Source organism: Curtobacterium sp. L6-1 (assembly GCF_018885305.1).
Taxonomy (GTDB): Bacteria; Actinomycetota; Actinomycetes; order Actinomycetales; family Microbacteriaceae; genus Curtobacterium; species Curtobacterium aetherium.
Genome location: NZ_CP076544.1, coordinates 212,112 through 237,662, shown reverse-complemented (window position 1 = coordinate 237,662; position 25,551 = coordinate 212,112). Strand labels below are relative to the sequence as shown.

Annotated in this window: 22 protein-coding genes and 2 tRNA genes; 6 read left to right on the top strand and 18 right to left on the bottom strand. The window is 72.3% G+C overall.

The window, feature by feature from the left end:
* Window position 1 precedes the first annotated feature (1 nt).
* The 5 genes from pstC to KM842_RS01070 all read right to left on the bottom strand — a co-directional run bounded on the left by pstC (window position 2) and on the right by KM842_RS01070 (window position 5,886).
* Window positions 2–979 (bottom strand): phosphate ABC transporter permease subunit PstC, encoded by a 978-nt coding sequence (gene pstC / locus KM842_RS01090; protein ID WP_216260130.1) that lies wholly within the window; start codon window positions 977–979, stop codon window positions 2–4.
* A gap of 485 nt (window positions 980–1,464) precedes the next feature.
* Window positions 1,465–1,553 (bottom strand) — tRNA-Ser (locus KM842_RS01085).
* A 315-nt stretch (window positions 1,554–1,868) separates the two neighbouring features.
* On the bottom strand, window positions 1,869–3,245 hold the full coding sequence (locus tag KM842_RS01080) for an LCP family protein (protein WP_216260129.1): 1,377 nt from the start codon (window positions 3,243–3,245) through the stop codon (window positions 1,869–1,871).
* Between the two features lie 214 nt (window positions 3,246–3,459).
* Window positions 3,460–4,146 (bottom strand): GntR family transcriptional regulator, encoded by a 687-nt coding sequence (locus tag KM842_RS01075; protein ID WP_216260128.1) that lies wholly within the window; start codon window positions 4,144–4,146, stop codon window positions 3,460–3,462.
* 210 nt (window positions 4,147–4,356) lie between these two features.
* Window positions 4,357–5,886 carry an MFS transporter gene (locus KM842_RS01070; protein WP_253206187.1) on the bottom strand — a complete coding sequence of 510 codons (1,530 nt, stop codon included), beginning with the start codon at window positions 5,884–5,886 and terminating at the stop codon, window positions 4,357–4,359.
* Between the two features lie 399 nt (window positions 5,887–6,285).
* On the opposite strand from KM842_RS01070, the gene KM842_RS01065 reads away from it, so the two are divergent.
* The 3 genes from KM842_RS01065 (at window position 6,286) to KM842_RS01055 (ending at window position 11,136) form a co-directional block, all read left to right on the top strand.
* Window positions 6,286–7,485, top strand: a complete 1,200-nt coding sequence (locus KM842_RS01065) for a cobalamin-independent methionine synthase II family protein (protein ID WP_253206186.1) — start codon at window positions 6,286–6,288, stop codon at window positions 7,483–7,485.
* A 193-nt stretch (window positions 7,486–7,678) separates the two neighbouring features.
* Window positions 7,679–9,067, top strand: coding sequence for a MoxR family ATPase (locus KM842_RS01060; protein WP_216260127.1), 1,389 nt, complete (start codon window positions 7,679–7,681; stop codon window positions 9,065–9,067).
* A gap of 23 nt (window positions 9,068–9,090) precedes the next feature.
* Complete coding sequence (locus KM842_RS01055) at window positions 9,091–11,136, top strand: vWA domain-containing protein (RefSeq protein WP_253206185.1); 2,046 nt, start codon at window positions 9,091–9,093, stop codon at window positions 11,134–11,136.
* Window positions 11,137–11,307: 171 nt separating this feature from the next.
* Here the strand turns inward: KM842_RS01055 and KM842_RS01050 are convergent, their stop codons facing one another.
* The 3 genes from KM842_RS01050 to KM842_RS01040 are packed head-to-tail and all read right to left on the bottom strand — an operon-like array spanning window position 11,308 to window position 13,412.
* On the bottom strand, window positions 11,308–12,138 hold the full coding sequence (locus KM842_RS01050) for an SCO1664 family protein (RefSeq protein WP_216260126.1): 831 nt from the start codon (window positions 12,136–12,138) through the stop codon (window positions 11,308–11,310).
* The gene (locus KM842_RS01045) at window positions 12,135–12,662 is read right to left on the bottom strand and encodes a DUF3090 domain-containing protein (protein ID WP_216260125.1); all 528 of its coding nucleotides are present in this window, start codon (window positions 12,660–12,662) and stop codon (window positions 12,135–12,137) included. Before KM842_RS01045 ends, KM842_RS01050 begins: the two co-directional genes overlap by 4 nt.
* A gap of 33 nt (window positions 12,663–12,695) precedes the next feature.
* A complete protein-coding gene (locus tag KM842_RS01040; protein WP_216260124.1) occupies window positions 12,696–13,412 on the bottom strand; it encodes an MSMEG_4193 family putative phosphomutase in 717 nt (238 codons plus the stop codon).
* Window positions 13,413–13,493: 81 nt separating this feature from the next.
* Here KM842_RS01040 and KM842_RS01035 point away from each other — a divergent pair, with 81 nt between their 5' ends.
* Window positions 13,494–13,934: a BLUF domain-containing protein gene (locus KM842_RS01035; protein WP_216260122.1), complete on the top strand. Its 441-nt coding sequence runs from the start codon at window positions 13,494–13,496 to the stop codon at window positions 13,932–13,934.
* 57 nt (window positions 13,935–13,991) lie between these two features.
* The gene (locus KM842_RS01030; protein ID WP_216260120.1) at window positions 13,992–15,248 is read left to right on the top strand and encodes an AI-2E family transporter; all 1,257 of its coding nucleotides are present in this window, start codon (window positions 13,992–13,994) and stop codon (window positions 15,246–15,248) included.
* Window positions 15,249–15,372: 124 nt separating this feature from the next.
* Here the strand turns inward: KM842_RS01030 and KM842_RS01025 are convergent, their stop codons facing one another.
* The 6 genes from KM842_RS01025 to serS all read right to left on the bottom strand — a co-directional run bounded on the left by KM842_RS01025 (window position 15,373) and on the right by serS (window position 20,175).
* Window positions 15,373–16,020, bottom strand: a complete 648-nt coding sequence (locus tag KM842_RS01025) for a ScbR family autoregulator-binding transcription factor (RefSeq protein WP_216260118.1) — start codon at window positions 16,018–16,020, stop codon at window positions 15,373–15,375.
* 91 nt (window positions 16,021–16,111) lie between these two features.
* Window positions 16,112–16,948: a helix-turn-helix domain-containing protein gene (locus KM842_RS01020; RefSeq protein ID WP_216260116.1), complete on the bottom strand. Its 837-nt coding sequence runs from the start codon at window positions 16,946–16,948 to the stop codon at window positions 16,112–16,114.
* A gap of 70 nt (window positions 16,949–17,018) precedes the next feature.
* Window positions 17,019–17,774, bottom strand: coding sequence for an SDR family oxidoreductase (locus KM842_RS01015; RefSeq protein WP_216260115.1), 756 nt, complete (start codon window positions 17,772–17,774; stop codon window positions 17,019–17,021).
* Window positions 17,775–17,861: 87 nt separating this feature from the next.
* Window positions 17,862–17,946: transfer RNA gene (locus KM842_RS01010), tRNA-Ser, on the bottom strand.
* A gap of 85 nt (window positions 17,947–18,031) precedes the next feature.
* Window positions 18,032–18,910 (bottom strand): HAD family hydrolase, encoded by an 879-nt coding sequence (locus tag KM842_RS01005; RefSeq protein ID WP_216260114.1) that lies wholly within the window; start codon window positions 18,908–18,910, stop codon window positions 18,032–18,034.
* Entirely contained in the window at window positions 18,907–20,175 is a 1,269-nt protein-coding gene (gene serS / locus KM842_RS01000) for a serine--tRNA ligase (protein ID WP_216260113.1), read from the bottom strand. The genes KM842_RS01005 and serS overlap by 4 nt, the downstream gene beginning before the upstream one ends.
* A gap of 208 nt (window positions 20,176–20,383) precedes the next feature.
* Between serS and KM842_RS00995 the strand changes: the two genes are divergently transcribed.
* Window positions 20,384–21,451, top strand: coding sequence for a diacylglycerol/lipid kinase family protein (locus KM842_RS00995; protein WP_216260112.1), 1,068 nt, complete (start codon window positions 20,384–20,386; stop codon window positions 21,449–21,451).
* A gap of 149 nt (window positions 21,452–21,600) precedes the next feature.
* Here the strand turns inward: KM842_RS00995 and pheA are convergent, their stop codons facing one another.
* The 4 genes from pheA to KM842_RS00970 are packed head-to-tail and all read right to left on the bottom strand — an operon-like array spanning window position 21,601 to window position 25,531.
* Window positions 21,601–22,560, bottom strand: coding sequence for a prephenate dehydratase (gene pheA / locus KM842_RS00990; protein ID WP_216260111.1), 960 nt, complete (start codon window positions 22,558–22,560; stop codon window positions 21,601–21,603).
* A 20-nt stretch (window positions 22,561–22,580) separates the two neighbouring features.
* Window positions 22,581–23,663 carry a GNAT family N-acetyltransferase gene (locus KM842_RS16005; RefSeq protein WP_367397701.1) on the bottom strand — a complete coding sequence of 361 codons (1,083 nt, stop codon included), beginning with the start codon at window positions 23,661–23,663 and terminating at the stop codon, window positions 22,581–22,583.
* 9 nt (window positions 23,664–23,672) lie between these two features.
* Window positions 23,673–24,158, bottom strand: coding sequence for a hypothetical protein (locus tag KM842_RS00975; RefSeq protein ID WP_216260110.1), 486 nt, complete (start codon window positions 24,156–24,158; stop codon window positions 23,673–23,675).
* Complete coding sequence (locus tag KM842_RS00970; protein WP_216260109.1) at window positions 24,155–25,531, bottom strand: molybdopterin-dependent oxidoreductase; 1,377 nt, start codon at window positions 25,529–25,531, stop codon at window positions 24,155–24,157. Before KM842_RS00970 ends, KM842_RS00975 begins: the two co-directional genes overlap by 4 nt.
* Between the last annotated feature and the right edge of the window lie 20 nt (window positions 25,532–25,551).

Here is a 25,551-nt window from a genome sequence, read left to right as displayed (position 1 = left end):
GTCAGCTGCTCGCTCCGGATCGGGACCGGGCGACGACCGCCGACGCGGCGAAGTTGATGCACAGCGTCATGAGGAAGAGGGTCAGTCCGGCGGCCATCAGCGCGGACATGCCGAAGGGCGTCGCGTCGCCGTAGCGGAGGGCGATGAGGGAGGACACCGAGCTCGCGCCGGCCTGCAGGATGTGCGGCTGGATGGCGAACACCGGCGAGATGATCATGTAGACCGCGATGGTCTCGCCCAGCGCCCGACCGAGGCCGAGCATGGTGCCACCGATGATCCCGCCGCGGCCGAAGGGCAGCACGACCGAGCGGATCATGCCCCACTTCGTCGACCCGAGCGCGAGCGCCCCCTCCCGCTCGCCGAGCGGCGCCTGCGAGAAGACCTCGCGCATGATCGAGGTGACGATCGGCGTGATCATCAGGCCGACGACGATGCCCGCGATGAAGGTCGACGCCGTGTACACGGTCGAGGACGCCAGCGGGTCGTCGAGGTCGATGCCGTCCACCCGGAACAGCGGGATCCAACCGAACCACTGCGAGATCCAGCGCGACACCGGCGTGATCTGGCCCTGCAGGAAGAAGAAGCCCCAGAGGCCGTAGACCACGCTCGGGATGGCGGCCATCAGGTCGACCAGCCCGATGAAGGCCTTCCGCACCCGGATCGGCGCGTACTCGGTGATGTAGAGCGCGGTGCCGAGCGAGAGCGGCACCGCGAGGGCGATCGCGACGCAGGCGATGAGGATCGTGCCGACGAGCACGGCCGCGATCCCGAAGCGGTGGGCGTCGGGGTCCCACGCCTGGGTCGTCAGGAAGCTGAAGCCGGCGACCCGCAGGGCCTCAGAGGCACGGAACGCCAGGAACAGGCCGACGAGCGACATGATCGTCAGGACCGCGACACCGCCGGCTCGGGCGATGATGCGGAACCTGACGTCCGACGGGTCCCGCACGACCGTGAGGAGGCGAGGGTGATCTGTGGACAACGTGATCCTTCGGGAGTTCCGGGGGCTGCGACTCGGGCCGTCCGCCGGAGCGTCTGCTCCCGGTTCGGCGGCATCACAGTGGCAGTCGGAGGGCGAACCAGAGCCCTCCCGATGGCGTCGGGTTCGTGGCCCGCAAGTGAACAGCGGGCGATTCCTAGCGAATTCCGGGGATGCTCGGATGCACCAGTCCCCGGATCGGGGGGCAGAAAACGTACCCCGGGGTACGAGTGGGGACACCGTGGAGCAGCGCGACGGAAACCCCAGGTGGGCGCGGAGGTTCGTTCCACGCGCGAACCAACTCGGCGATCGACCCGGACGAAGAGTCCGGCGTCCTGTCAGGAAGGAGCGCTGCTCGGGCGGGCCAGAAGCACGCCCAGCCGGTCGCCGGAAGGCGCCGGCGCCGGCTCTCGGCTGGCGCCGGGGTCGACCCTGGAGAACGACGAAGCCCCGGTGCCGCTGCTGCGGAACCGGGGCTTCGTGGAGTGCGGAGACGGAGGGATTTGAACCCTCGGTCCCCTAGAGGGGACTCCACCTTAGCAGGGTGGTGCACTCGGCCTGACTATGCGACGTCTCCAGGTGCCTGACGGCACTCCCATCACCATACAGGAGGACGAGCACCGGAACGAAACCACGGCCTCCCGGACGGCGATGGCCATGGAACGCGGTCCCCTGAAGTGGGGACGCCGAAGGGTTGCCGTCCTGTACCCCGCTGCATAGTCTCGTCGGGACGTGGCGATCACATTCCGGGGCATCCGTGCCCTGTCGCTGCGACACAGCACCCAGATGTCGCTCCCCGTGGCCTGGGCCCGGCGTCCCCGATCGCCCGGCGCCCGCCCGGGGAGCGACGTCGTCTGGGGCGCGACCGATCAGGTGTGAGCGCGCGGCTCCGTCACGAGCCGAACGCCCTGGTGCAGGTCCGCTCGTCGGCCGACTGCCCCTGCAGTCCGTCGATCGTCTCGGGCGCCGGCGTGCTCGTCGACCCCGGTGCGCTCGACGAACCCGATCCACTCGACGAACCCGATGCACTCGTCGATCCCGGTGTGCCCGACGGCGCCGGGGCGTCCGGCGCGGTGGGGCCGTCGGGTGCCGGGGTCGCCGTCGACGGTCCGGCCGCGGGCGCGGCCGTTTGGTCCGGGCCCGTGGCGGCCTCCGGGTCGGCCTCGGACCCGATACCGGTGCTGTCCGCGCCGAGGGAGAACGGCCGGTCGGCCCGGATCGCCGCGAAGAGCCGGGTGGCGATGGCCGCGTCGGGCTGCACCTTGCCGGCGTAGATTCCGGTGCCACCCGTAGCCCCGGGGTACTGCACGAAGTTCACGTGGTCGAGGGGCAGGTCCTGCAGGGCGCGGCCCATCTGCACCATCGTGCCGACGTCGCCGAGGCTCTGGGAGAGCGACATGTTCGAGGCTGCGGCGCGGGCGAGCTTGTACAGCGTCGGCGGCGCGGTCAGCGTCCGGTCCGACCTCACCGTGCGCAGCAGCGAGGACAGGAAGGCCTGTTGGCTCGAGATCCGTCCGAGGTCGGACCCGTCGCCGACGCCGTGCCGGGAGCGGAGGAACGCCAGGGCATCGGCACCCTGCAGTGTGGTCGTACCCGCCGGCAGGTCGAGTCCGGTGTACGGGTCGGTGATCGGCTGCGCCACGCACACGGGCACGCCGCCGACCGCGTTCGACATCTCGATGACGCCGTTGAAGGACACGGCCGCCGAGTACTGCACGTCGACGCCCGTCAGGCCCTGCACGGTCTGGACGACGCAGTTCAGCCCGCCCGCACCCCAGGCCGTGTTGATCGGCTGCTGCCCGGGCGACGGGACCGTGCCCGTCCCGTCGGGCTTCTCGCACGCAGGGATCGGCGCCACCAGGTCGCGCGGGATGCTGACGGCGGTGGCGTTCGTGTGGTCGGCGGACACGTGCACCAGGATGTTGACGTCGTTCAGGGTGGCGTCGCGTTCGCCGTAGGAGGTGCCCTGGTCCGGGTCGTTGTCGGTGCCCACGACCAGGACGGTGAAGCCACCCTGGTACGACCGCAGCGCGCTCCGGTGCGCCGGGGCGGTGGGCTGCCCCTGGATCACGACGCCTGATCCGAGGTCGTCCGACACCTGCTTCGTGGCGATGGCGGCGACGGAGGCGGAGCTGACCAGCGCGACGGCCACGACCCCTGACAGCAGGCGGGCCGCCGCACCGAGCGGCCGGGGGCGCCGGAGCCGTCCGTGTCGGGCGATCCCCCGCGCCCGGTTGAGGCGGTGGGACCGATCGCGGACGTCGGACATCGGCACTCCTGTCGTCGGCGGACACGGACACCGACGCTCCCTGCCGCGACGGTGGTTCCCCGGGCGCTGATCGGTCGACACACCCGCCGAGCAGACGGAGCGACCGGACCCTTCGGCGGGGACGGCAACCGGAACAGGCTGGCACAGGGCCTCCTGACGATCCGGTGGACCAGGCGTGACCGTCCTCGCAGGAAGCCGTCCGCCGCGGGACGGGTCACACGGTCTCGGTGGCGCGGAACCGCTCGGGCAAGCCGATGAGCAGTTCGGAGAGCTCTGTCAGCCTCGCCGCGCACTGGCCGACGTCGTCGACGAGTGCCGCGGCGCGAGCGGCCTTCACCAGGTGCATCCGGCTCGACCAGTCAGCCGCGACGTCGATGCCGTTCGCGCGGGCGATGTCGTCGGTGTGGAAGACGTCGAGCACCGGCTGCTGCGACCGCAACCAGTCGGCACTCACCGGCGCCCCGGACCGTCGGAGCACCCACACCGCGAGTTCCACGAACGCCCCCGCCTCGGACAGGCAGTCACGCAGGGCGAGCGCGTCGAAGGGCTCATCGGTGGGCGCACAGCTGGCCGGTGGGTCGAGGAGCATCGCCTGCGCGATCCGCACGCGCTCGACCATCTGGCCGACGGTCCAGGGCGCGATCACCACGCCGACGTAGCGCTGCACGATGACCAGCCGCATGGCCTCGAGTGGGACGAGGGCTTCGCGCACCGGCGTCCGCGAGACCTGCATGTCGTCGGCCAGGGCGTCGAGCCGGAGGCGTTGCCCGCGGCGGTAGTCCCCGCGCAGGATGCTCCGCAGCATGCGCGCGAACACGGCGTCGCGCAGCAGGTTGCGTGGGACGGCGAGCGGGTCGCTGGGCTGAGCGAGGTCGCGCTCCGCGCGGAGGAGTCCGGTCATCCCGCCACCCTCATGCACGGCGATGCCCGCCGGGTGCCCTCGGTGCGAGGCGGTGGACAACCGGGATGGACAACCCGGTGTGCAGGGCAGCGTCCTGCCCGATCGGTGTTCTCGTGTGCGGCATCTGTTCCCCTCGTGACCACGGCCCTCCAGGACGGGCCGTGGTCACGAGCGTCACAGGACGTGGCGTCGACCGCTAAACATGTTGCATCAGGTGTTTCGCCTGGATCCCGTGCTCGACCCTGCGCCGGAGGAGGATCCGGAACCCGAACCCGAACCCGGACCCTTCCCGTCCCTCGCCGTCAGCACGGACAGGGGCTGCGTGATGTCCTCGAGCCCCTTCCGTGCGGCGTCGACCCCGAAGACGAGCGCCACGACCCCGCCGATGATCATCACCGCCGATCCGAGCAGGTACCCCCAGAAGAGCGGTTCGCGGGAGGCCCCCTCGCCGATGAACGCGCCGTAGATCGTCGGGGCGAGCGCACCGAAGACCTGGGCCAGGGCGAAGAAGTACGAGATCGCCTGCGAGCGGAGTTCGAGCGGGAAGATCTCGCTCACGGTCAGGTAGGCGCTGGACGCACCGGCCGACGCGAAGAAGAACGAGACGCACCAGAACACGACCTGGACCGTCGCGCTGATCGCGTCCGCCCGGAACAGGAACGCCGACGTCGCGAGCACCAAGCCGGACACCAGGTAGGTCAGGAAGATCATCTGCCGACGACCCCACGTGTCGAAGAACCGGCCGAGGATGATCGGCCCGAGCAGGTTGCCGATCGCGAACGGGAAGAAGTACACGCTCGTCTCCGAGGTCTTCAGCCCGAAGAAGCTCGTGAGCACCAGCGCGTACGTGAAGAAGATCGCGTTGTACAGGAACGCCTGCGTGATCATCATCGTCGCCCCGACGAGGGTGCGCGTCGGGTACTGCTTGAGGAGCACCCGGGCGATCGTGAGGAAGCCGACGCGGTCCATCGGCGTCACGGTCAACGCCTTCGAGTCGGGGACCGGTTCGAGCTTCCGGCCGGACTCACGCTCGACCTCGGCCTCGATCCGTGCGACGGTCTCGTCGGCCTCCTGCTCCTTGCCGTGCGTCATCAGCCACCGCGGACTCTCCGGGATGTGCCGGCGCAGGAAGATGATCGCGATGCCGAGCACCGGGCCGAGGAAGAAGCCGATCCGCCAGCCGACGTTCTCCGCGAAGTACGCGGTGTCGAGCAGGTAGATGTTCGCGGCCGCGCCGAGCGCCGCGCCGCCCCAGTAGGTGCCGTTGATCGCGATGTCGACGTGTCCGCGGTACTTCGACGGGATCAACTCGTCGATCGCGGAGTTGATCGCCGCGTACTCACCGCCGATGCCGAGGCCCGCGACGAAGCGGAAGACCGCCAGGAACCACCAGTCCTGGGCGAGGCCGGCGATGCCGGAACCGATCAGGTAGATGGCGAGCGTCAGGATGAACAGCTTGCGTCGGCCGAGTCGGTCGGACATGCGGCCGAACACCAGCGCACCGACCACCTGTCCGATCAGGTAGACGCTGCCGAGGCTGGCGACCTCCTGGTTCGACAGTCCGAGGTCGGCCTTGAAGCCGGCGTTCGAGACGATCTGGATCTCGAGTCCGTCGAGGATCCACGACACCCCGAGACCGACCACCACGCTCCAGTGGAACTTCGTCCACGGCAGGCGGTCCATCCTCGCCGGGACGAGGCTCCTGACCGTCCCGTCCTTCGTTCCGCTGGCGCTCGTCATGCGCAGTCCCCTTCCCGCGGCAAGCGCCCTCCGCCAGCCGCAAGAGTGGAACGTACGCCCGCGTCGCCGGTCCGGTTCCCGGTCGCGAGGAGTCGCGTTCCGCGGCCTGTGACGACCGGTGCCCACGACGGAGCGACGCCCAGGAGCGGCGGAACGACGCCAGGACCGACGGCACGACATTCAGGACGGACGGAGCGGAGCCGAATCCCCCTATGTCGATCCGGCTCCGCCGCCGTGCGTCCATCCTCCCGGATAACTAGGGATCCTCACAACTTGTGCCGCCCCGGCCACCCGCCGACCCGCTCACCTCGCCGACCCGGCCACCCGCCGACCCGACCACCCGAGGACCGATGCCGTAACGCTCCGCCGTGCCGCGCCTCCGGTCAGTACCGTGGGCGCGTGCCGCTGCAGAACTCGACCGACCGCATCCTCACGACCCACACCGGGTCGCTCCCCCGGACGCCGGAGCTCACCGCGCTCCTGGTCGCGCGCGACCAGGGGAAGCCCTTCGACGAGCAGGCCCTCCGTGACGAGGTCGCCGCCGTGCTGGCGCGCACCGTCGACGCGCAGCTCGACGCCGGCCTCGACGTGGTGAACGACGGCGAGGTCCCCCGCGTCGGGTTCTCGACCTACATCCGCGAGCGCCTGTCCGGATTCGGGGGCTCCGGTCACCGCAAGCCGACCCTCGACTCGCTGAAGTTCCCCGAGTACGCCGCGTTCCAGGCCCGTCAGATCGACGAGAGCGCCGAGGTCGCCCGCGTCTGGGACACCCCGGTCGCCCAGGGCCTGCTGCAGTACGACGAGGAACGCGCCGGCATCCGCGAGGACCTCGACGGCTTCGAGCGCGAACTCGCCCGGAACGCCGCCGCCGGGCGCACCCCCGCCGGAACGTTCATCTCGGCGGCGACGCCCGGGATCGTCGCCACGACGCTGCTCCTCGACGAGCACAACCCGCACTACGCCGACCACCGCGAGTACGTCTTCGCCCTCGCCGAGCAGCTCCGTGTCGAGTACGAGGAGATCGTCGCCCGCGGGCACGTCCTGCAGCTCGACGCCCCCGACCTGGCGATGGAGCGGGTGATCCACTTCGGCGACGCCCCGCTCGACGAGTTCCTCGCCGCCGTCGACCTGCACGTCGACGCGCTCAACCACGCCCTCCGGAACATCCCGAAGGAGCAGACGCGACTGCACGTCTGCTACGGCAACTGGCAGGGCCCGCACCAGGACGACGTCCCGGTCGACGTCCTCCTGCCCCACCTGTACCGCGCCGAGGTCGGCTCGTTCAGCATCCCGTTCGGCAACCCCCGGCACGCCCACGAGTTCCCGGCGTTCCGCGACCTGCCGCTGCCCGACGACGCCGTCCTCGTGCCCGGCGTGATCGACGTGACGACGAACTACCTCGAGCACCCGCAGCTCGTCGCGAACCGCATCGTCGAGGCCGCCGAGGCCGTGGGCGACCCCACCCGCATCGTCGCCGGCACCGACTGCGGCCTGGCGACCTTCGCGAGCTACGAGTTCGTCGCGTCCGACGTGGCGTGGGCGAAGCTCCGCGCGCTCACCGAGGGCGCCGAGATCGCGTCCCGCCGTTTGTTCGGCTGACGGGGGCGTCTGCCCGAGACGCCTCCGACCTGTGGAAGCGCCGCCACATCCGGCGGCGTCTCGGCGCTGACGCTGCGTCGACAGGAGACGGGGGCGTCTCGGCGCGGCCGTGTCGGACGGGAGGCGCGGGGCGGCGCCGCCTCGCGCCTCCCGTCCGTTGCCGCCGTCGGTGGGCGGGCGTACCGTGGCGCCCGTGAACCGACCTGAGATCCACACGGTCGGCGAGCTCCGCGCTGCTGGGCACGTCCAGAAGTCGGTCCGCGCCGAGATCCGCGACAACCTGTTGAGCGCCCTCCGCGAGGGCCGCGACCCCTGGCCCGGCCTGCACGGGTTCCAGACCACCGTGATCCCGCAGCTCGAACGTGCCCTGATCGCCGGGCACGACGTCGTCCTGCTGGGCGAGCGCGGGCAGGGCAAGACCCGCCTGCTCCGCACCATGCACGGCCTGATGGACGAGTGGACGCCGGTCATCACCGGCTCCGAGCTCGGCGAGCACCCCTTCGAGCCGATCACCACCGCGAGCATCCGGCGCGCCGGGGACCTCGGCGACGCCCTGCCGATCTCGTGGGTGCACCGCGACGAGCGGTACGTCGAGAAGCTCGCGACGCCGGACACCTCCGTGGCGGACCTCATCGGCGACGTCGACCCGATGAAGGTCGCCGAGGGCCGCAGCCTGGGCGACCCGGAGACCATCCACTTCGGCCTCATCCCCCGCGGCCACCGCGGCATTGTCGCGATCAACGAGCTGCCGGACCTCGCCGAGCGCATCCAGGTCGCGATGCTCAACGTGATGGAGGAGCGGGACGTCCAGATCCGCGGCTACGTGCTGCGCCTGCCGCTCGATGTGCTCGTCGTGGCGAGCGCGAACCCCGAGGACTACACGAACCGCGGCCGGATCATCACGCCGCTCAAGGACCGCTTCGGCGCCGAGATCCGCACGCACTACCCGATCGAGCTCGCGGACGAGATCGCCGTGATCCGCCAGGAAGCCCAGTTGACGGCCGAGGTGCCGGACGCGCTCGTCGAGATCCTCGCCCGCTTCACCCGCGGTCTGCGCGAGTCCAGCGCGGTCGACCAGCGCAGCGGCGTCAGCGCCCGGTTCTCCATCGCCGGCGCCGAGACCGTCTCGGCAGCCGCCGTGCACCGGGCCGCGCGGCAGGGCGAGCCCGACGCCGTCGCCCGTCCGATCGACCTCGAGACCGCCGTCGACGTCCTCGGAGGCAAGATCGAGTTCGAGTCCGGCGAGGAAGACCGCGCCGACGAGGTGCTCGAGCACCTGCTCCGCACGGCCACGGCGGAGACCGTCCGCGCCCGGTTCCGCGGGCTCGACCTCGGCGTGCTCGTCGAGGCGCTCGAGGGCGGCACGATGGTGACGACGGGCGAGCAGGTCAGCGCCCGCGACTTCCTGGCCGGCCTGCCGTCGCTCGGTGAGTCGGACCTGTACGACCGGATCTGCGAGCGGGTCGGCGCGACGACCGACGGCGAGCGTGCCGGTGCGGTCGAGCTCGCACTCGAGGGCCTGTTCCTCGCCCGGCGCATCAGCAAGGAGTCCGGCGGGGGCGAAGCAGCGTATGGCATCTGAACTCCGGGACGACGAGGCTCCCCGTGGCTAGCCGGCCGAACCGTCGGCTGAGCCGGGACAGCCGCTACGGCAAGTACGAGGGCGGGCCGGACCCGCTCGCCCCACCCGTCGACCTCGCCGAGGCGCTCGACCTCATCGGCCAGGACGTCATGGCGGGCACCTCGCCCGAGCGCGCGATGCGGGAGTTCCTGCGCCGCGGTGGTCGGTCGCAGCGCGGGCTCGACGACCTCGCCCGACTCGTCGCCGAGAAGCGCCGTGAGCTGACGAGCAAGCACGGCCTCGACGGCACCCTGCAGGAGATCAGGCAGCTCCTGGACGAGGCCGTGCTGGCCGAACGCGGACAGCTCGCGCGCGACACCGCGATGGACGACGGTGACCGCGCCCTCGCCGAACTCCAGCTGGACAGCCTGCCCGCCTCGCCCGCCGCGGCGGTCGGCGAGCTGTCCGGGTACGACTGGACGAGCCCGACCGCCCGGCAGAAGTACGAGCAGATCAAGGACCTGCTCGGACGCGAGATGCTCGACCAGCGCTTCGCCGGCATGAAGCAGGCGCTCGAGAACGCCTCCGACGAGGACCGGGCCGCCGTCGGGCAGATGATGCAGGACCTCAACGAACTGCTCGAGGCCCACCGTCGCGGCGAGGACACGCAGGAGCAGTTCGACGACTTCATGCGGCAGCACGGCGACCAGTTCCCGTCGAACCCGCAGAACGTCGACGAACTGCTCGACGACCTCGCCGCCCGGGCCGCCGCCGCCCAGCGGATGCGCAACTCGATGACGCAGGAGCAGCGCGACGAACTCGACGCCCTGGCCGAGCAGGCGTTCGGCTCCCCCGCGCTGATGGGCGCGCTGTCCCAGCTGGACGACAACCTCCGCGCGCTCCGGCCCGGCGAGGACTGGGGCGGCTCCGAGGGGATGAGCGGCGAGCAGGGCCTCGGCCTGGGCGACGGGACCGGCGTGTTCCAGGACATCGCCGACCTCGACGCCCTGGCCGACCAGCTCGCCCAGGTCGGCCCGGGCTCCGAGCTGGACGACCTCGACCTCGACGCCCTCGCGCAGCAGCTCGGCGACCAGGCCGCCGTCGACGCCCGGACGCTGCAGCAGCTCGAGAAGGCACTGCGCAACTCCGGGGCGATGCGGCGCGGGACCGACGGTCAGCTCCGGCTCACCCCGAAGGCGATGCGGCAGCTCGGCAAGAGCCTGCTCAAGGACGTCGCCGAGCGGATGTCCGGCCGCCAGGGTGCACGCGACCTACGCCGTGCCGGGGCAGCCGGAGACCGGTCGGGCTCGACCCGCCCGTGGGAGTTCGGCGACACCGAGCCGTGGGACGTCACCCGGTCGATCACGAACGCGCTGACCCGCACCGCCGGCGACGGTCCGCGCTCCGGGCCGGGAGTGCGCCTGCAGATCGAGGACGTCGAGGTGCAGGAGACTGAGGCCCGCACGCAGGCCGCGGTCGCGCTGCTCGTCGACACCTCGTTCTCGATGGCGATGGAGGACCGCTGGGTCCCGATGAAGCGCACGGCCCTGGCCCTGCACACCCTGATCTCGACCCGGTTCCGCGGCGACGACCTGCAGCTCATCGCCTTCGGTCGCGAGGCCGAGGTGATGGACGTGGAGCAGCTCGTCGGCCTCGACGCCATGTGGGACAAGGGCACGAACCTGCACCACGCCCTGCTGCTCGCGAACCGGCACTTCCGGAAGCACCCGAACGCGCAGCCGGTACTGCTCATCGTCACCGACGGCGAACCGACCTCGCACCTCGAACCGAACGGGCAGGTGTACTTCAGCTACCCGCCGGACCCGGTCACGATCGCGCTGAGCGTGCGGGAGCTCGAGAACGCGCACCGGCTCGGCGCGAAGACGACGTTCTTCCGCCTCGGCGACGACCCGGGGCTCGCCCGCTTCGTGGACGGCATGGCCCGCCGGGTCGACGGCACCGTCACCGCGCCGGAGAACGACGACCTCGGGGTCGCCGTGGTGGGCTCGTACCTCGGCGCGCGGCACGGCTCCGGCTCGGTCTTCGGCGACGACGGCCTGTGGGGCAGCGCGTTCGGCCGCTTCGGCTGACCCGCGGCGCCCACGGCGCCGTCGGCGCCCGCGGCGCCCGCGGCGCCCGCGGCCGCCGACGGCGACGCCCACGGACGATGACGTCGGCGCGGGAGCGTCGGTGCCAGCGTCAACGCGACGGCGTCAACGCATCGGCGTCGACGCATCGGCGTCAGCGCGGAAGCGTCGGCGTCAGAACACCGGCCACGGCACGGCCGGTCCGTAGCCGTCCGGCGGCGGGAAGGCCCGCACCGCGGCGAGCGCCGCACACCGCCCGCGGAGCGCGGACAGCTCCTCGCCGCTCAGGTGCTCCCGCAGCGTCTCGCCGAGCTCGCCGCGCAGCGCCTCCGACAGCCGCTGCAGGCCCTCGACCTCGTCCTCGGTGAGCGGCTCGCCGATCCAGCCCCACAGGACGGTGCGGAGCTTGTGCTCGACGTGGAAGGTCAGGCCGTGGTCGACTCCGAAGCGGTGCCCGTCCGGCATGGCGAGCACGTGTCCGCCCTTGCGGTCCGCGTTGTTCGTGACGACGTCGAAGACGGCCATCCGGCGCAGGACCGCGGTGTCCTCGTGCACGAGCGTCACCGCCTGGTCGTTCTCGTCGACGGCGTCGAGCACCTCGCGGACGGTGCCCGCGGCGACCGCGACGGCGGCCTCCTCGGCGGGGACCAGGTCGACGGCGTCCTGCTCGGGGTCGATGTCCTGCCACCGCTGGACCATGCCGGGGCCGAAGGGACCGTCGCCCATCCAGGTCGGCGGGACGACGTTCCACCCGAGGGTCTCGGAGACCAGGTAGGCGGCGACCTCGCGACCGGCCAGCGTGCCGTCCGGGAAGTCCCACAGCGGCTTCTCGCCCTCGATCGGCTTGTAGACGACGTTCTCGCCGTCGAGCCGGGCGAGGAAGGTCGCGTTCGAGGCCTCGCGGATGCGTCCGGTGATCCGGAGTTCGCCGGGCGCGCTCGGCACGGAGGGGCTGGCGGCGTCGAGGCCACCCGTCCCGCCGCCGTCCCCGCGCTGCACGGTCATCCGAGCTCGGGCGGGTTCGGGCGGCCGGCGGCGACGACCTCCCGCGTGCGCTCGACGAAGGCCCGGGCGCTGCCGACCGGGATCTTGACCTGCAGGAGTTCGCTCGGCTCGGACAGTTCGACGACCGCCTCGACGTCGTCGCCCTCGCCCTCGGAGACGACCTCGATGTCGTCGTCGATCGGGTACGCCTCGATGACGACCTGCGCGGTGGCGGGGTCGAAGCCGAGGCTCAGTGCCCCGGCGCGGAACTCGGGCTCGACGGGCTGGTCGAGCGGGTCGCCGTCGCGGAGCTCGGAGGGCGCGGTGTCCGGGACGCTGAAGCGGTTGTCCTCGACGGTGGCGACCTCGTCGAGGAGCTCGTCGATCTTGTCGGCGAGGACGGCGGACTGTTCCTTCTCGATCGCGACGCTGACGACGCGGCGGCCGTCACGGGCCTGGATGTAGAACGACCGCTCACCCGGGCGCCCGATCGTGCCGACGACGAGTCTGTCCGGCCAGTCGAAGCCGTGGACGATGGTGGGCATACCCGCATTGTAGGAGCGCCCGCCTCCGTCCGTTCAGGGAGTGGCGGTCCCCGGCTCGGCGGGGTCGTGCCCGGCGCCTCCGCCGATCGGTGCGTCGCCCGTCGGCGCAGCAGCGCGGGCGAGCCACGACAGGTCGCCGGACTCGGTGTTCGTCGCGACGACCTCCGGGCGCTGTTCGCCGTACCGGACGATCGACACCGAGGCCGGACCGACCGAGATGCGCTGGAACAGGTCGAGGTGCATGCCGAGCGCGTCGGCCAGGACGGACTTGATGATGTCGCCGTGGCTGACCGCGACCCAGACCGCGTGGGCGCCGTGTTCGGCCTCGATCTGCGCGTCGAGTCGTCGGATCGCGGCGACCGCGCGGGACTGCATGGTCTGCATCGACTCGCCGCCGGGGAACACCACGGCGCTCGGGTTCGTCTGCACCACGCGCCAGAGCGGCTCGCGGGCGAGGTCGCTGATCTTCCGGTTCTGCCAGTCGCCGTAGTCCGCCTCGATGATGCCGCGCTCGACGAACTGCTGCGGTTCGCCCGACTGGAAGGCGGTGACGGCGCGTGCGGTCTGCCGGCAGCGCTCGAGCGGGCTCGACACGACCGCGGCGAGCGGTACCGCGGCGATGCGTTCGGCGGTCGCGGCGGCCTGGCGTTTGCCGACGGAGTCGAGCGCGACGCCGGCGGTGCGGCCCGCGAGGAGCCCCGTCGCGTTCGCGGTGGTGCGTCCGTGCCGGACGAGGAGGACGGTCGCCATGCCGACGATCCTAGGCGCGGGTCGCGGTGCGAATCGCGGACACGATTGTGCCGGGGGCCTGGTGCAGGCGAAGATGCCCTGGTGCTGGTCTCCATCGTCTACATGAGCGTCGCGACGCACGAGTTCAGCGAGGACGAGCTCACGGAGATGCTCGCGGCGGCCCGACTGCGCAACGAGGCGCTCGGGGTCTCCGGCCTGCTCGTCGTCAAGGGCGGCCGGTTCATGCAGCTGCTCGAGGGGCCGGCGTGGAGCGTCGACGACCGGTTCGCGGCGATCGAGCGTGACCCGCGCCACCACACGGTCCGGTCCCTCATCCGCGAGGACATCGACCGTCGGCGCTTCGACGGCTGGTCGATGGCGTACCGCGGACTCGACGACGCGGACATCGCGGCCGAGGAGGGGTTCAGCCCGTTCCTCTCCGGCACGCTGGACTTCCCGCGGTCCTTCGACCGGACGAGTGCCGCCTGGCTGCTCAAGTGGTTCCGGGACCGCGACCTCGACGCGACTCCCGCCGACGCCTGACCCGCGCATCCCGCTCGATCCCGGCGCACGCACCCGCGCGTCTGTAGCGTCGGCGGCATGCCGTTCTCCCGCTCCACCCCGCCCCCGCCCGCGTCTCCCCCGTCGGAGCAGGTGACCGGTGTGCGGGCGGTGTGGTCGGACTCGTTCGGCAAGCTCGCGACCCGGTGCCTCCAGGTCATCATCATCATCGTCATCCTGGCGGGCATCATCTACGCCAGCCAGGTGCTCAGCGTCGTCACGATCCCGGTGCTCCTGGCGCTCATCATCGCGTCGGCCATGCACCCCGTGGTGTCCTGGCTCCGCCGGCACCGCGTCCCCTCGGTCCTCGCGACGCTGACGGTGCTGCTCGGCGTCCTCGTCGTCCTGGGCCTCGTCGGGTACCTCATCGTCGTCGCCGTCGAGAACCAGTGGTCGAGCCTGCAGAAGTCCGCCGTGCAGGGCTTCCAGCAGCTGCAGGAGTTCGCGACGACCCTGCCGTTCTCGATCTCCGACTCGCAAGTCGACGACGCGGTGAAGACGGCCACCGACTTCGTCACGAGCGCCCAGTTCGGCTCGGGCGCCCTCGCCGGCGCCTCGGCCACCGCGAACTTCCTCACCGGCCTCGTGCTGATGATCGTGGTGCTGTTCTTCTTCCTCAAGGACGGGCCCCGCATCTGGGAGTTCCTGCTCCGCCCCTTCACCGGCGCCTCGTACGACCGCGCCCGTCGTGTCGGTGACCGCGTCGTCTCGACCCTCGGCGGCTACGTCCGCGGCACCGCCACCGTCGCGGCGGTCGACGCGATCGGCATCGGCGTCGGCATCGCGATCGTCGGCGTCCCGCTCGCCCTCCCCCTGGCCGTCGTCGTGTTCATCACGGCGTTCATCCCGATCGTCGGTGCCACCGCGGCCGGCATCCTCGCCGCCCTGGTGGCCCTCGTCGCGCTCGGTCCGGTCCCGGCGCTGATCGTCGTCGGCATCGTCGTGCTCGTCAACCAGCTCGAGGGCAACTTCCTGCAGCCGGTCCTGATGGGCAAGACCCTGCGCCTGCACGGCCTGGTCATCCTGATCGGCCTGACCGCCGGCACGGTCCTCGCCGGCATCACCGGTGCCATCATCTCGGTGCCCCTCCTGGCCGCCGCCTGGGGTGCGATCAAGGTCTGGGACGGCCCGGACCTGGCCGCGCAGCCGTGGCGCCAGAAGCGCTCCGAGGACGTCGAGGACCACGAGCGCGCGAACAAGCGCGCGAAGCGTCGCGAGAAGGCGCAGAAGGCCCGCGTCGAGCGCCGCGAGAAGGCCGAGAAGGCCCGCGCGAAGCAGGCTGCCAAGGCCGGCTGACGCCGCCACCACACCGGACAGGAGGCCCGGACCAGCCCACCGGGGCCGGTCCGGGCCTCCTTCGTGGTCGCGGGAGCACCCCCGGTGTCCAGCGGCCAGCGGCCAGCGGCCAGCGGCCAGGCCCTCAGGCCGTCGGGCAGGCGAACGTGCGGTCGACGACCGCCAGCAGCCGGTCGCGGTGCGCCGGCACGACGCAGGCGTGGGCGAGGACCCGCCACATCGTCCCGACCGCCGGCAGCAGGTCCGCCCGCGCGGCGCGCACGTCCGACACGAGCTGCACGCCGGTGAACCACGGCACGACGGTGGCGCCCAGTGCCTCCGCGCTGATCGTCGTGTCCACCTCACCGGCGGCGACCGCGAGCCGGAAGACGTCGACGACGCTCGCCACCCACTGGTCGTAGAAGGCCGAGGTCGCGCCGGAGAACACGCGGTTCTCGAGCGACAGCCGGATGCCGGCGCGCACGACCGGGTCGTCGAGCAGCAGTCCGGCGATGGTCCGCGACGCCTGGACGAGCCCGCCGAGGGGCGAGGCGTCGTCGAAGGTCACCGCGGCGAACGTCCGGGCGTTCTGCTCGTCGATGACCCCGAGCGCGATGGCCTGCTTCGTGCGGAAGTGGAAGTGCAGCGCGCCCTGGCTGACCTCGGCGGTCTTGGCGATGCCGGCGATGCTCGCCGCACCGAAGCCCCGCTCGTCGAACTCGACGGCGGCGGCCTCGAGGATCGCACCCCGGCGGTCCGTCCCCCGACTGGACATCGACGTCGTCGTGCTCATCGTCTGCGTTCCCCCGCGGTTCCTGGTCCTGGACGTGGACAGAACGGACGGTCCACGCCGCCGACCACCGTAGCGCGGACGCGGCTGCTCCTCACGCCCCCGAGCGGGTGCCGTGCGCGAGCGAGGCGAGCAGGGCCAGCCGCTCGGCACTCTCGCTGCCCGTCTCGGCGTGGTACAGGACGAGGAGCAGCCCGTCGACCGGCAGCTTCTCGCGGTGCAGGTGCAGCTCGCCGACGACCGGGTGGTCCACGACGAGGGAGCCACCCTCGAGCGCGCGGACGTCCTGCCGCGCCCACAGCTGCCGGAAGCGCCCGCTCGCCAGGGACAGCTCGCCGACCAGTTCGACGACGCGCTGGTCCTGCACGTCGTCGGCGACCGACCGTCGGAAGGCGCCGACGAAGCCCGCCACCGCTCGCTCCCAGTCGCGGTGGAACGCCCGCTCCTCGGGGTCGAGCAGCAGGGACCGCAGACGGTTCTCGCCGACCCGCAGCCGAGGTGAGAACGCGGTGGCCAGCTCGTTCGCCGCCAGGACGTCGAAGGCACGCCCCTCGATGAACGCCGGGACCCCGACGGACGCCAGCAGGTGGTGCAGCCGCGCCGGCACGCGTTCGGCGCTGCGCTTCGGACGACGACGACGCCCGGGCTCGGCCAGGTGCCGCAGGTGCTCCTGTTCGACGTCGTCGAGCAGGAGCACCCGGGCCAGCGCGTCGAGGACCTGCGCGGACGGGTGCGTGTCGCGCCCCCGTTCGAGCCGGAGGTAGTAGTCGGTGCTGACGCCGGCGAGCATCGCGACCTCCTCGCGGCGGAGGCCCGGCACGCGCCGGACACCGCCGGGCGGGATCCCGGCCTGCGCCGGCGTGACGAGCGCCCGGCGCGCCTGCAGGTAGGCGCCGAGGCGGTCGGCGGCGGGGTCGCGCGGCTCGCTCACCGGGGACTCCCGGGAGGCGCGGCGCACCGCATCCGGTCGACGGCGCGGAGCGCGTCCCACTGCACGAGGCTCACGCCCGCCCCGGCAGCATCGCGAGCGCGGCCGACCGCTGCGCCACGAGCTCGTCGTAGGTGCCGTCGCGCTCCGCCCAGCGGTGCATGCGCACGCCCTGCACGAGGACCTCGCGCGGGGTCGGTTCCTGAGCAAGCAGGTCCATGACCTCGGCGCCGAAGGCGTCGAGCGGGAGCGCGTGCGGGTTGCTGTCGCCCATGGTCGTCGCCACCGCGGGCGGGACGAGTTCGGCCACGTCGACACCGGTGCCGGCCAGCTGTGCACGGAGCGCCTCGCTGTAGGAGTGCACCGCGGCCTTCGATGCCGCGTACGAGGCCATGAGCGGGAACGGCAGGAACCCGATCCCCGAGCTGACGGTCACGATCGTCCCGCTCCCCCGCGCGAGCAGGTGCGGCGTGAACGCGTCGACGACCCGGATGGTGCCGAGCACGTTGACGTCGATGGTGCGCTCGGCGTCGGCGAAGTGGCCGGGGTCGCGGAGGTCCTCCGGGAAGCCGATGCCCGCCGTGGTGACGACGGTGTCGAGATCGGGGTACGCCTCGAGCACGGCGTCCCGTGCCCGCCCGACGGAGCCGCCGTCGGCGACGTCGACCTCGACGGTGCCGAGTCCCTCGGCGCGGAGCCCGTCGAACAGGTCGGTCCGGCGCCCGCCGACGACGACGGTGCTGCCGGCGTCGCGGAAGCGGCGTGCGAGGTCGAGGCCGATTCCGGAGGTGCCGCCGACGACGGCGACGGTGCGTGTGGTGATGTCCATGCCCTCGACGGTAGGAGCATCGTGCTCGCGCTCCCAGGGCCCTGGCAGGACCCCCTCACGTCACCGCAGGTCGGCCTGGTTCCGCAGCGGAGGGTGTGGGATTCGAACCCACGAGACATCACTGCCCACCTGTTTTCAAGACAGGCTCCATCGGCCACTCGGACAACCCTCCGGTGACGCGGCCACGTGGCGAGACGTGACCGCGTCACGAGGAGTCTACCGGGCCTCCCGGCTGCCGACGCAGCGCCGGTGCGCGCTCAGCGCGGCAGCGTGTCGAGCGCCGCCGCCAGCCCGTCGGCGGTGACGCCGCCGGTGAGCTCGTTGCCCGCGTCGACGACGTCGTCGGGCGCCTGCCCCATCACGACGCCGCGACCCGAGGTGGAGGCCCACCGCAGCATGTCGATGTCGTTGCGTCCGTCGCCGGCCGCGAAGACGCGGGAGCGCGGGATGTCGAGCCACTCGCGGATCCGCTCCATCGCGGTCGCCTTCGTCACGCCCTCGGGTGCGATGTCGAGCCACGCGGTCCAGCCGACGGTGTACGAGACCTTGTGCAGGCCCATCGCGTCGACGATCTCGAGGAACTCCTCGAGCCCGTGCTCCGGCGAGATGACGACGACGCGGGTGGCCCGGACGCCGAGCAGCCGTTCGAAGTCGACGTGGTCGCCCGATGCGGTCATCGTGTCGTCGGGGAAGTCCCCGGACAGCAGGTAGTGCCCGGTCTCGTCCTCGACGCCGTACGCACCGTTCTCGAGCGCGCCGCGGATGGTCTGCAGCACCTCGGTCGGGTCGAAGGTCTCGACGTGCACCCGCTCGTAGGCACCCTCGGCGGTGCGCTGGAGCGTCAGGGCGCCGTTCGCGCAGACCAGGTACTCCGGCTCGATGCCGAGTCGCTCGAGCAGCGGGACCGTCATGTTCTCGCTGCGGCCCGTGGAGAGCATGACCTCGTGCCCGGCTGCCTCGGCGTCACGCACGGCCTGGATGACGGTGTCGGTGACGACCCCGTCCTCACGCATGGTCGTCCCGTCGATGTCGAGCGCGACGAGCCAGCGCTTCACCCGGGCGGGCGCAGCGTCGGCTCCGGCGGGAGCACCACCGGCGCCGCCCGACCCGTCCACGAACCCGCGCGAGGAGCTCATCGGGGTTCGATGACCTCGAGGCCACCCAGGTACGGCCGCAGCACCTCGGGGATGACGACCGAGCCGTCCTCCTGCTGGTGCGTCTCGAGGATCGCGACGAGCCAGCGGGTGGTGGCCAGGGTGCCGTTCAGCGTGGCGACCGGAGCGGTCTTGCCGCTCTCGGTGCGGTAGCGGATGTCGAGGCGGCGGGCCTGGAACGTCGTGCAGTTCGACGTCGAGGTCAGCTCGCGGTAGGTGCCCTGCGTCGGGACCCACGCCTCGATGTCGTACTTGCGCGCCGCACTCGTGCCGAGGTCGCCGCCGGCGACGTCGATCACGCGGTAGTGCAGCCCGAGGTCCTGCAGCATCGACTCCTGCATCGCGACGAGGCGCTGGTGCTCGGCCTCGGCCTGCTCGGGCAGGACGTACGAGAACATCTCCAGCTTGTTGAACTGGTGCACGCGGAGGATGCCGCGGTTGTCCTTGCCCGCCGAACCGGCCTCGCGCCGGTAGCAGGTGGACCACCCGGCGTAGCGGATGCTCTCGCCCGACTCCGGGAACTGCAGGATCTCGTCGGCGTGGTACCCGGCCAGGGCGACCTCGCTCGTGCCGGTCAGGTACAGGTCGTCGGCCTCGAGCCGGTAGACCTCGGCCGCGTGCTCGCCGAGGAAGCCGGTACCGGCCATCGTCTCGGGGCGCACGAGCGTCGGCGTGATGAGCGGCTCGAACCCGTGCGCGACGGCGCGGTCGAGTCCGAGCGACATGAGGGCGATCTCGAGCCGGGCGCCCATGCCCCGGAGGAAGTAGAACCGCGAGCCGGAGACCTTGACCCCGCGGGCGATGTCGATGATGCCGAGCGACTCACCGAGGTCGGCGTGGTCCTTCGGCTCGAACGTGAACGCGGGCTTCGTGCCGACGGTGCGCAGGGTGACGAAGTCGTCCTCGCCACCGGCCGGTACGTCGGGCAGCACCACGTTCGGGATGGCGCGGACGACCGAGTTGAAGGTGTCCTCGGCGGCGGTGGCGGTGGCCTGCGCCGCCTTCACCTTCGCGGCGAGCGCCTGGGCCTGCTGCACGAGCGCGGCCTTCTCGTCCTTCGGGGCCTTCGCGACGGTCTTGCCGAACGCGTTCTGCTCCGCGCGGAGCGCCTCGAACGAGGTGATGGCGCTGCGTCGGGCGGCGTCCGCGGCGACGGCCTGGTCGACGACGTCGACGGAGGCGCCGCGCGCCGCCTGCGAGGCCTTGATGAGGTCCGGTTCGTCGCGCAACAGCTGGGGGTCGATCACCGCCCCAGCTTAGCGAGCCGGGCACGGCCCGCCGCTGAACGGACGGACGGGAGGCGCGGCCCGGCCGGATCCGCGCCGCTCCCCACCGACGGGGCCGTCACGGCCGACCCGCCGCCGGCGCGTCGGTCCGGGACCGACGGCGTGGTCCCGGTCCGTCCGCCGGCCACCTTCCGGACCACCGCAGGCACAGGCCGGTAGCGTTGCTGACATGTCGACGCCCTCGGATGCCACCGCTGTGCCGGAGGACGCCCTCGCCACTGAGCAGCGCACCGCCGCAGTCATCTACAACCCCGTCAAGGTCCACCTGCCGACGCTGAAGCGCACCGTGAACCGGTACCAGCGCGAGGCCGGCTGGGCCGACACGAAGTGGTACGCCACGAGCGAGGAGGACCCGGGCGGCGGCATGGCCCGCGAAGCCCTCGAAGCCGGTGTCGACGTCATCGCGGCGGCCGGCGGCGACGGCACGGTCCGTGCGGTCGCCGAGGTCGTGCACGGGTCCGGCGCCGCCCTGGCCCTGCTGCCGAGCGGCACGGGCAACCTGCTGGCGCGGAACATCCCGGCGCCGATCGACGACCTGGGCGCGAGCGCGCACACGATCTTCCACGGCGAGGACCGCGCGATCGACTTCGGCGAGGTCCGGGTCGAGCGTCCGGACGGCTCCCGCGACCGCTTCGGCTTCCTCGTGATGGCCGGTCTCGGGCTCGACGCCCGGATGCTCGCGAACACCAACGACGACCTGAAGAAGAAGGTCGGCTGGCTCGCCTACGTCGACTCGCTCGTCCGCTCGCTGCGGGACGCCGACGCCTTCGAGTTCCGCTACCGCCTGGACGGCGCGGGCAACCGGACGGTGCGGGCCCACTCCCTCATCGTCGGCAACTGCGGCATGCTGCAGGCCGGTGCGACGCTGCTGCCGGACGCCGAGATCGACGACGGCGTGTTCGACATCGTCGTGATGCGTCCGCACGGGTTCTTCGGCTGGGTCCGGATCGGTGCCCGCGTGTTCTGGGAGAACGCGATCCTGCGCGCCTTCCGCCGCTCGGCCCTCGGCAACACGGCGGTCGGCAAGCGGATCGTCACGAAGACCCGCGACGAGCGCCCGCTGCGCTACCTGCGCGGCGAGGAGTTCGTCGTGCGCCTGGAGCGTCCGGACGAGTTCGAGATCGACGGCGACCCCGTCGGCGAGGTCACGGCGTTCCGGGCGCGCATCGACCCGGGCGGGCTCACGGTCCGCGTGGCCGGTCCCGAGGACCAGACGCGGGCGACCCGACGCCGCTGACGCGGTCGGCGGTGGCTGGCGGCGCCGCCACCGGTCGCGCTGCCACCGGTGGCGCCGCCGCCGGACGCGCTGCCACCGGTGGCGCTGCCGCCGGACGCGCTGGCACCGGACGCGTCGGCACCGGTCGGGCGCTCCGACGGCCGGGAGGCTCAGCCCGCGTCCGGCTCGCCGCTCACGATCGCACGCAGCCAGTCGCGCGCCTCGACGAACGCCTCGTCCGAGTAGCGCGCCGAGACCTCGGGGCGGAAGCCGTCCGCCCGGGGGTACGACCCGAGGAACGTCACGCGCGGGCTGAACCGGCGCAGGCCGAGCAGCGCGTCCGCCACACGCTCGTCGTGCACGTGTCCGTCCAGGTCGACGACGAACCGGTACCGGCCGAGCTCGTCGCCGATCGGCCGCGAGGACAGCAGGCCCATGTTGATGCCGCGCGTCGCGAACTGCTCGAGCATGTCGACCAGGGCGCCGGGGTGGTCGGCGGGGAGTTCGACGATGATGCTCGTCTTGTCGGCGCCGGTGCGCGGCGGGATCGCGAGCGTGCGCGACACCAGGACGAACCGGGTGACGGCGCTGGTGTTGTCGCCGATCGAGTCGGCGAGCACGGCCAGGTCGTGGTGGTCGGTGATGCCGGGCGGGGCGACGGCGGCGTCCGCGACGGGTCGGTCGTCGAGCAGGGCGATCGCGGCGGCGACGTTGGACGAGGCGGGGATGTGCCCGTGCCCGGGGACGTTCGTCTCGAGCCACCGGTGCGTCTGCGCGTAGGCGACCGGGTGGGCGTTCACCGTGCGGACGTCGGCCAGCCGGGTGCCGTGCCGGGCGACGAGGACGAAGTCGACGGGGACCAGGTACTCGCCGACGATCCGCACGCCGGGGATGCGGGCGAGGGCGTCCTGCGTGGCGCTGACCCCGCCGTCGACGCTGTTCTCGATGGCGATCACCGCGCCGACCGAGCGCCCGGTGACGACGTCGTCCAGGGCCTCGCCGACGTTGTTGACGCTGCGCCAGGGCTTCCCCTCGGCAGCTTCGACGAGCTTGAGCGCCGCCTCGGTGAAGGTGCCGGCCGGTCCGAGGAAGCTGTAGGTCTCGGACGGGTGCTCGGCGGCCTGGCTCATACCGGCGAGCCTACCGGCGGTCAGAACGTCAGCAGCATGGTGTCGGAGTCGCCGTTCCGCCCGACGGTGCGGAAGCCGGCGCGCTCGTAGAGGATGCGCGCGGCGGTGTTGCCGTCCTCGACGCTCAGGCTGATCCCGGGCCGGTCGGCGTCCCGTGCGGCGGCGACGAGCCGGGTGAGCAGGGCCGCTCCGACACCGCGTCCGCGCGCCCGGGCGTCGACGGCCAGGGTGAGCTCGGGCACGTCCGCGGCGACGAAGCCGTACCCGGGGTCCTCCGCCGGCAGGTGCACCACCCAGGCGGCACCGACCGGGCCGTCGCCGTCCGTCGCGACCACGCCGAGGTCCGCGGCGCGCTGGTCGACTGCACCCGCGCCGGCCGCGCGGGTCGGGTCGAACGCGGTGACGTAGTGCCCGAACTCGGGGCGGTCCAGGTCGGCCTCGGTGAAGCGCTGTCCCGACCAGTTCAGCGCGTCGAGCGTCGCGCGGCGCAGCAGCGGCACGTCGTCGGTCGTGGCCGCCCGGTAGTCGATGCCGTCGACGGTGCTCGGCAGCCTGTCGTCGGCGGTGCCGGTGAGCCGCCCCTCGCAGATCACCGCGTCGTCGTCAGCGTCGCCGGGCATGCCGCTGACCGCGGCGAAGCGCCCCTCGGGGTCGACCCGGGACAGCAGCACGCGGGAGATCGTCCCGAGTTCGTCGACCTGCTCGTCGGACAGCGCGTCGATGACCAGTCGCCGTGCGGTCCGGACGTGCTCGGGAGCGGCGGCGACGATGTGGTCGAAGCCGGCGTCGGTGAGCCGGACGTCGGTCGCGCGGCGGTCCTCGGCGGACGGGCACCGGGCCACCAGGCCGCGCTTCTCGAGCCGGGACACGACGTGCGACAGGCGTGGGAGCGACGCGTTCGTGGCCGAGGCGAGGACCGACATCCGCAGCGTCCGCGACTCGGTTTCGGACAGCATCGCGATGACCATGTAGTCGAACAGCGTCACGTCGGCGTCCCGCTGCAGTTGCTGGTCGAGGGCGGCCGGCAGGAGTTCCATGATCGCGACGAGGCCCATCCACGCACGCAGCTGCTCGCGCGAGAGCCAGGGCGTGTCGTCGGTCATGTCCTCATCCTAGGGAGAGGTTGTCGCTGCAACCACAGGTTCGTCCGCGTGACGCCGAGCCGTGACCGCACCGACCACGAGCGCCACCACGACGACCGCGACGAGCACGCCCTCGACCACGAGCAACCGGGCCGTGTAGTCGAACGGCAGCACGGTCGGGTTCTTCGTGCCCTCGGACTTCGCCACGATCTCCGGCACCACCACGAGGACCAGCACGCTGCCGAGCACGACCGCGGCCTGCACCACCACGAGCACCCACGTGCGCAGGGCCCGCCCGGCGCGCCGCAGCCCGGCGCCGACGGCCAGTACGAACGGCGAGAGGATCGCATCGTGCAGCACGACGGCGGCGAGCAGCCACACCGCCAGGCCGCCGATCCGGTTCGGCCGGACGGAGGTCACGAGGACCCACGCCCCGAACGCGATGACGAGCACGCCGACGACGACGAGCAGGACCCGGGCGGTGCGGATGCGGCGGTCGACGGTCGAGACGCTCACTTGATGACCTCGATCCGTTCGATCCACTTCGTCTGCAGGACACCGGGTCGACCGGGGGCGATGATCCGCGCCGGGAACCCGTGCTCGAGGTCGAGCTTCTCGCCGTTCAGCTCGAGGGCCACGAGCGTCGTCGGGTCGGCGGTGTACTCCGGCCCCATCTCCATGATCCGGTAGCCGCCGTGCCGCTCCAGGCTCGTCACCCGGACGCGGACGTCCGGGTCGGACTGCACCGCGGCGAGCAGGTCGCGGATCCGCACGCCCTTCCACGTCGCCATCTGGCTCCAGCCCTCGACGCACGAGATCGGCAGCCGTGCCTCGGTCTGCCCGAGGGCGACGAGTTCGGCACGCGAGAACGTCCGGCTGATAGCGGGCCCGGCGACGGTGAGGGCCCAGTCCGCGGCGGTCGCGGTCGCCAGCACGCCGGCGGCCCGGGCCGTGCGGTTCACCGGCAGGCCGTTCTGTCCGATGTGGCGCTGCCGGGGGCCGAAGACGTTGAACGGTTCGGCGAGCACCGACGACTGCCCGGCGGTGAGGACGACGACCCCGGCCGTGGCGGCGGTGACGCCCGCGATGAACCCGCGGCGCGCGACCCGCTGCCGTGCACCGTCGGACGCGGCACCCGGGTCCGCGGTCGCGGACGACCGCTCGTCCGGCCGGGAGGCCCGGGGCGCGTCCGCCCCGTCGGTCCCGGTCGCGTCGGCGGGGGCGACCGGACCGGCGCCGTCGATCCAGCGGTGGAGGCGACCCACGAACCCGCGTGACGCCGTGGCGGAGGCGGGACGGGCCTCCCGGCCGGGGTCGGGCAGGTCGCTGCCGACCGTCGCGTCCGGGACGAAGCGGCCGTGCTCGTCGTAGGCGTCACGCGCCCGCCAGTAGCGCGTGATGATGCGCAGCTTCGTGCCGATGTGCAGGACGAGCGAGCCGATGATGACGTAGGCCAGGGCGTTGTGGACCTGCCGGAACGGGAACGGCCAGGGGTACCACTGGAAGGTGTTGAGGAGCCCGGTCACCACCTGGATGAGCGCCGACGCGACGAAGACAGCGATCGAGAGTCGTTCGAGCAGGTGCAGGACACCGCGGACCGGCGGGGTCTGGAGCAGCGCCGGCATGACGACGTTGAGCTTGGCGAGCAGCAGCGGGATCGCGGCGATGCCCGCCGTGATGTGCAGCCCCTGCGTGACCTGGTAGAGCTGCACGGGCCGGGTCGGGAAGCGCATCCAGCCCGGCGGTTCCTGCAGCAGGTGGCTGTAGACGCCGGTCGCGAAGCAGACCAGGAAGGCGATGCCGAGCAGCCTCCCGGTGACCACGGCGGAGCGTGCGGTGCGGTTCGGCGAGGCCATCGCGGTCCGCGCCTCCAGCAGGAGCCGCTGCACGCCCGCTAGCCTCGACGGAC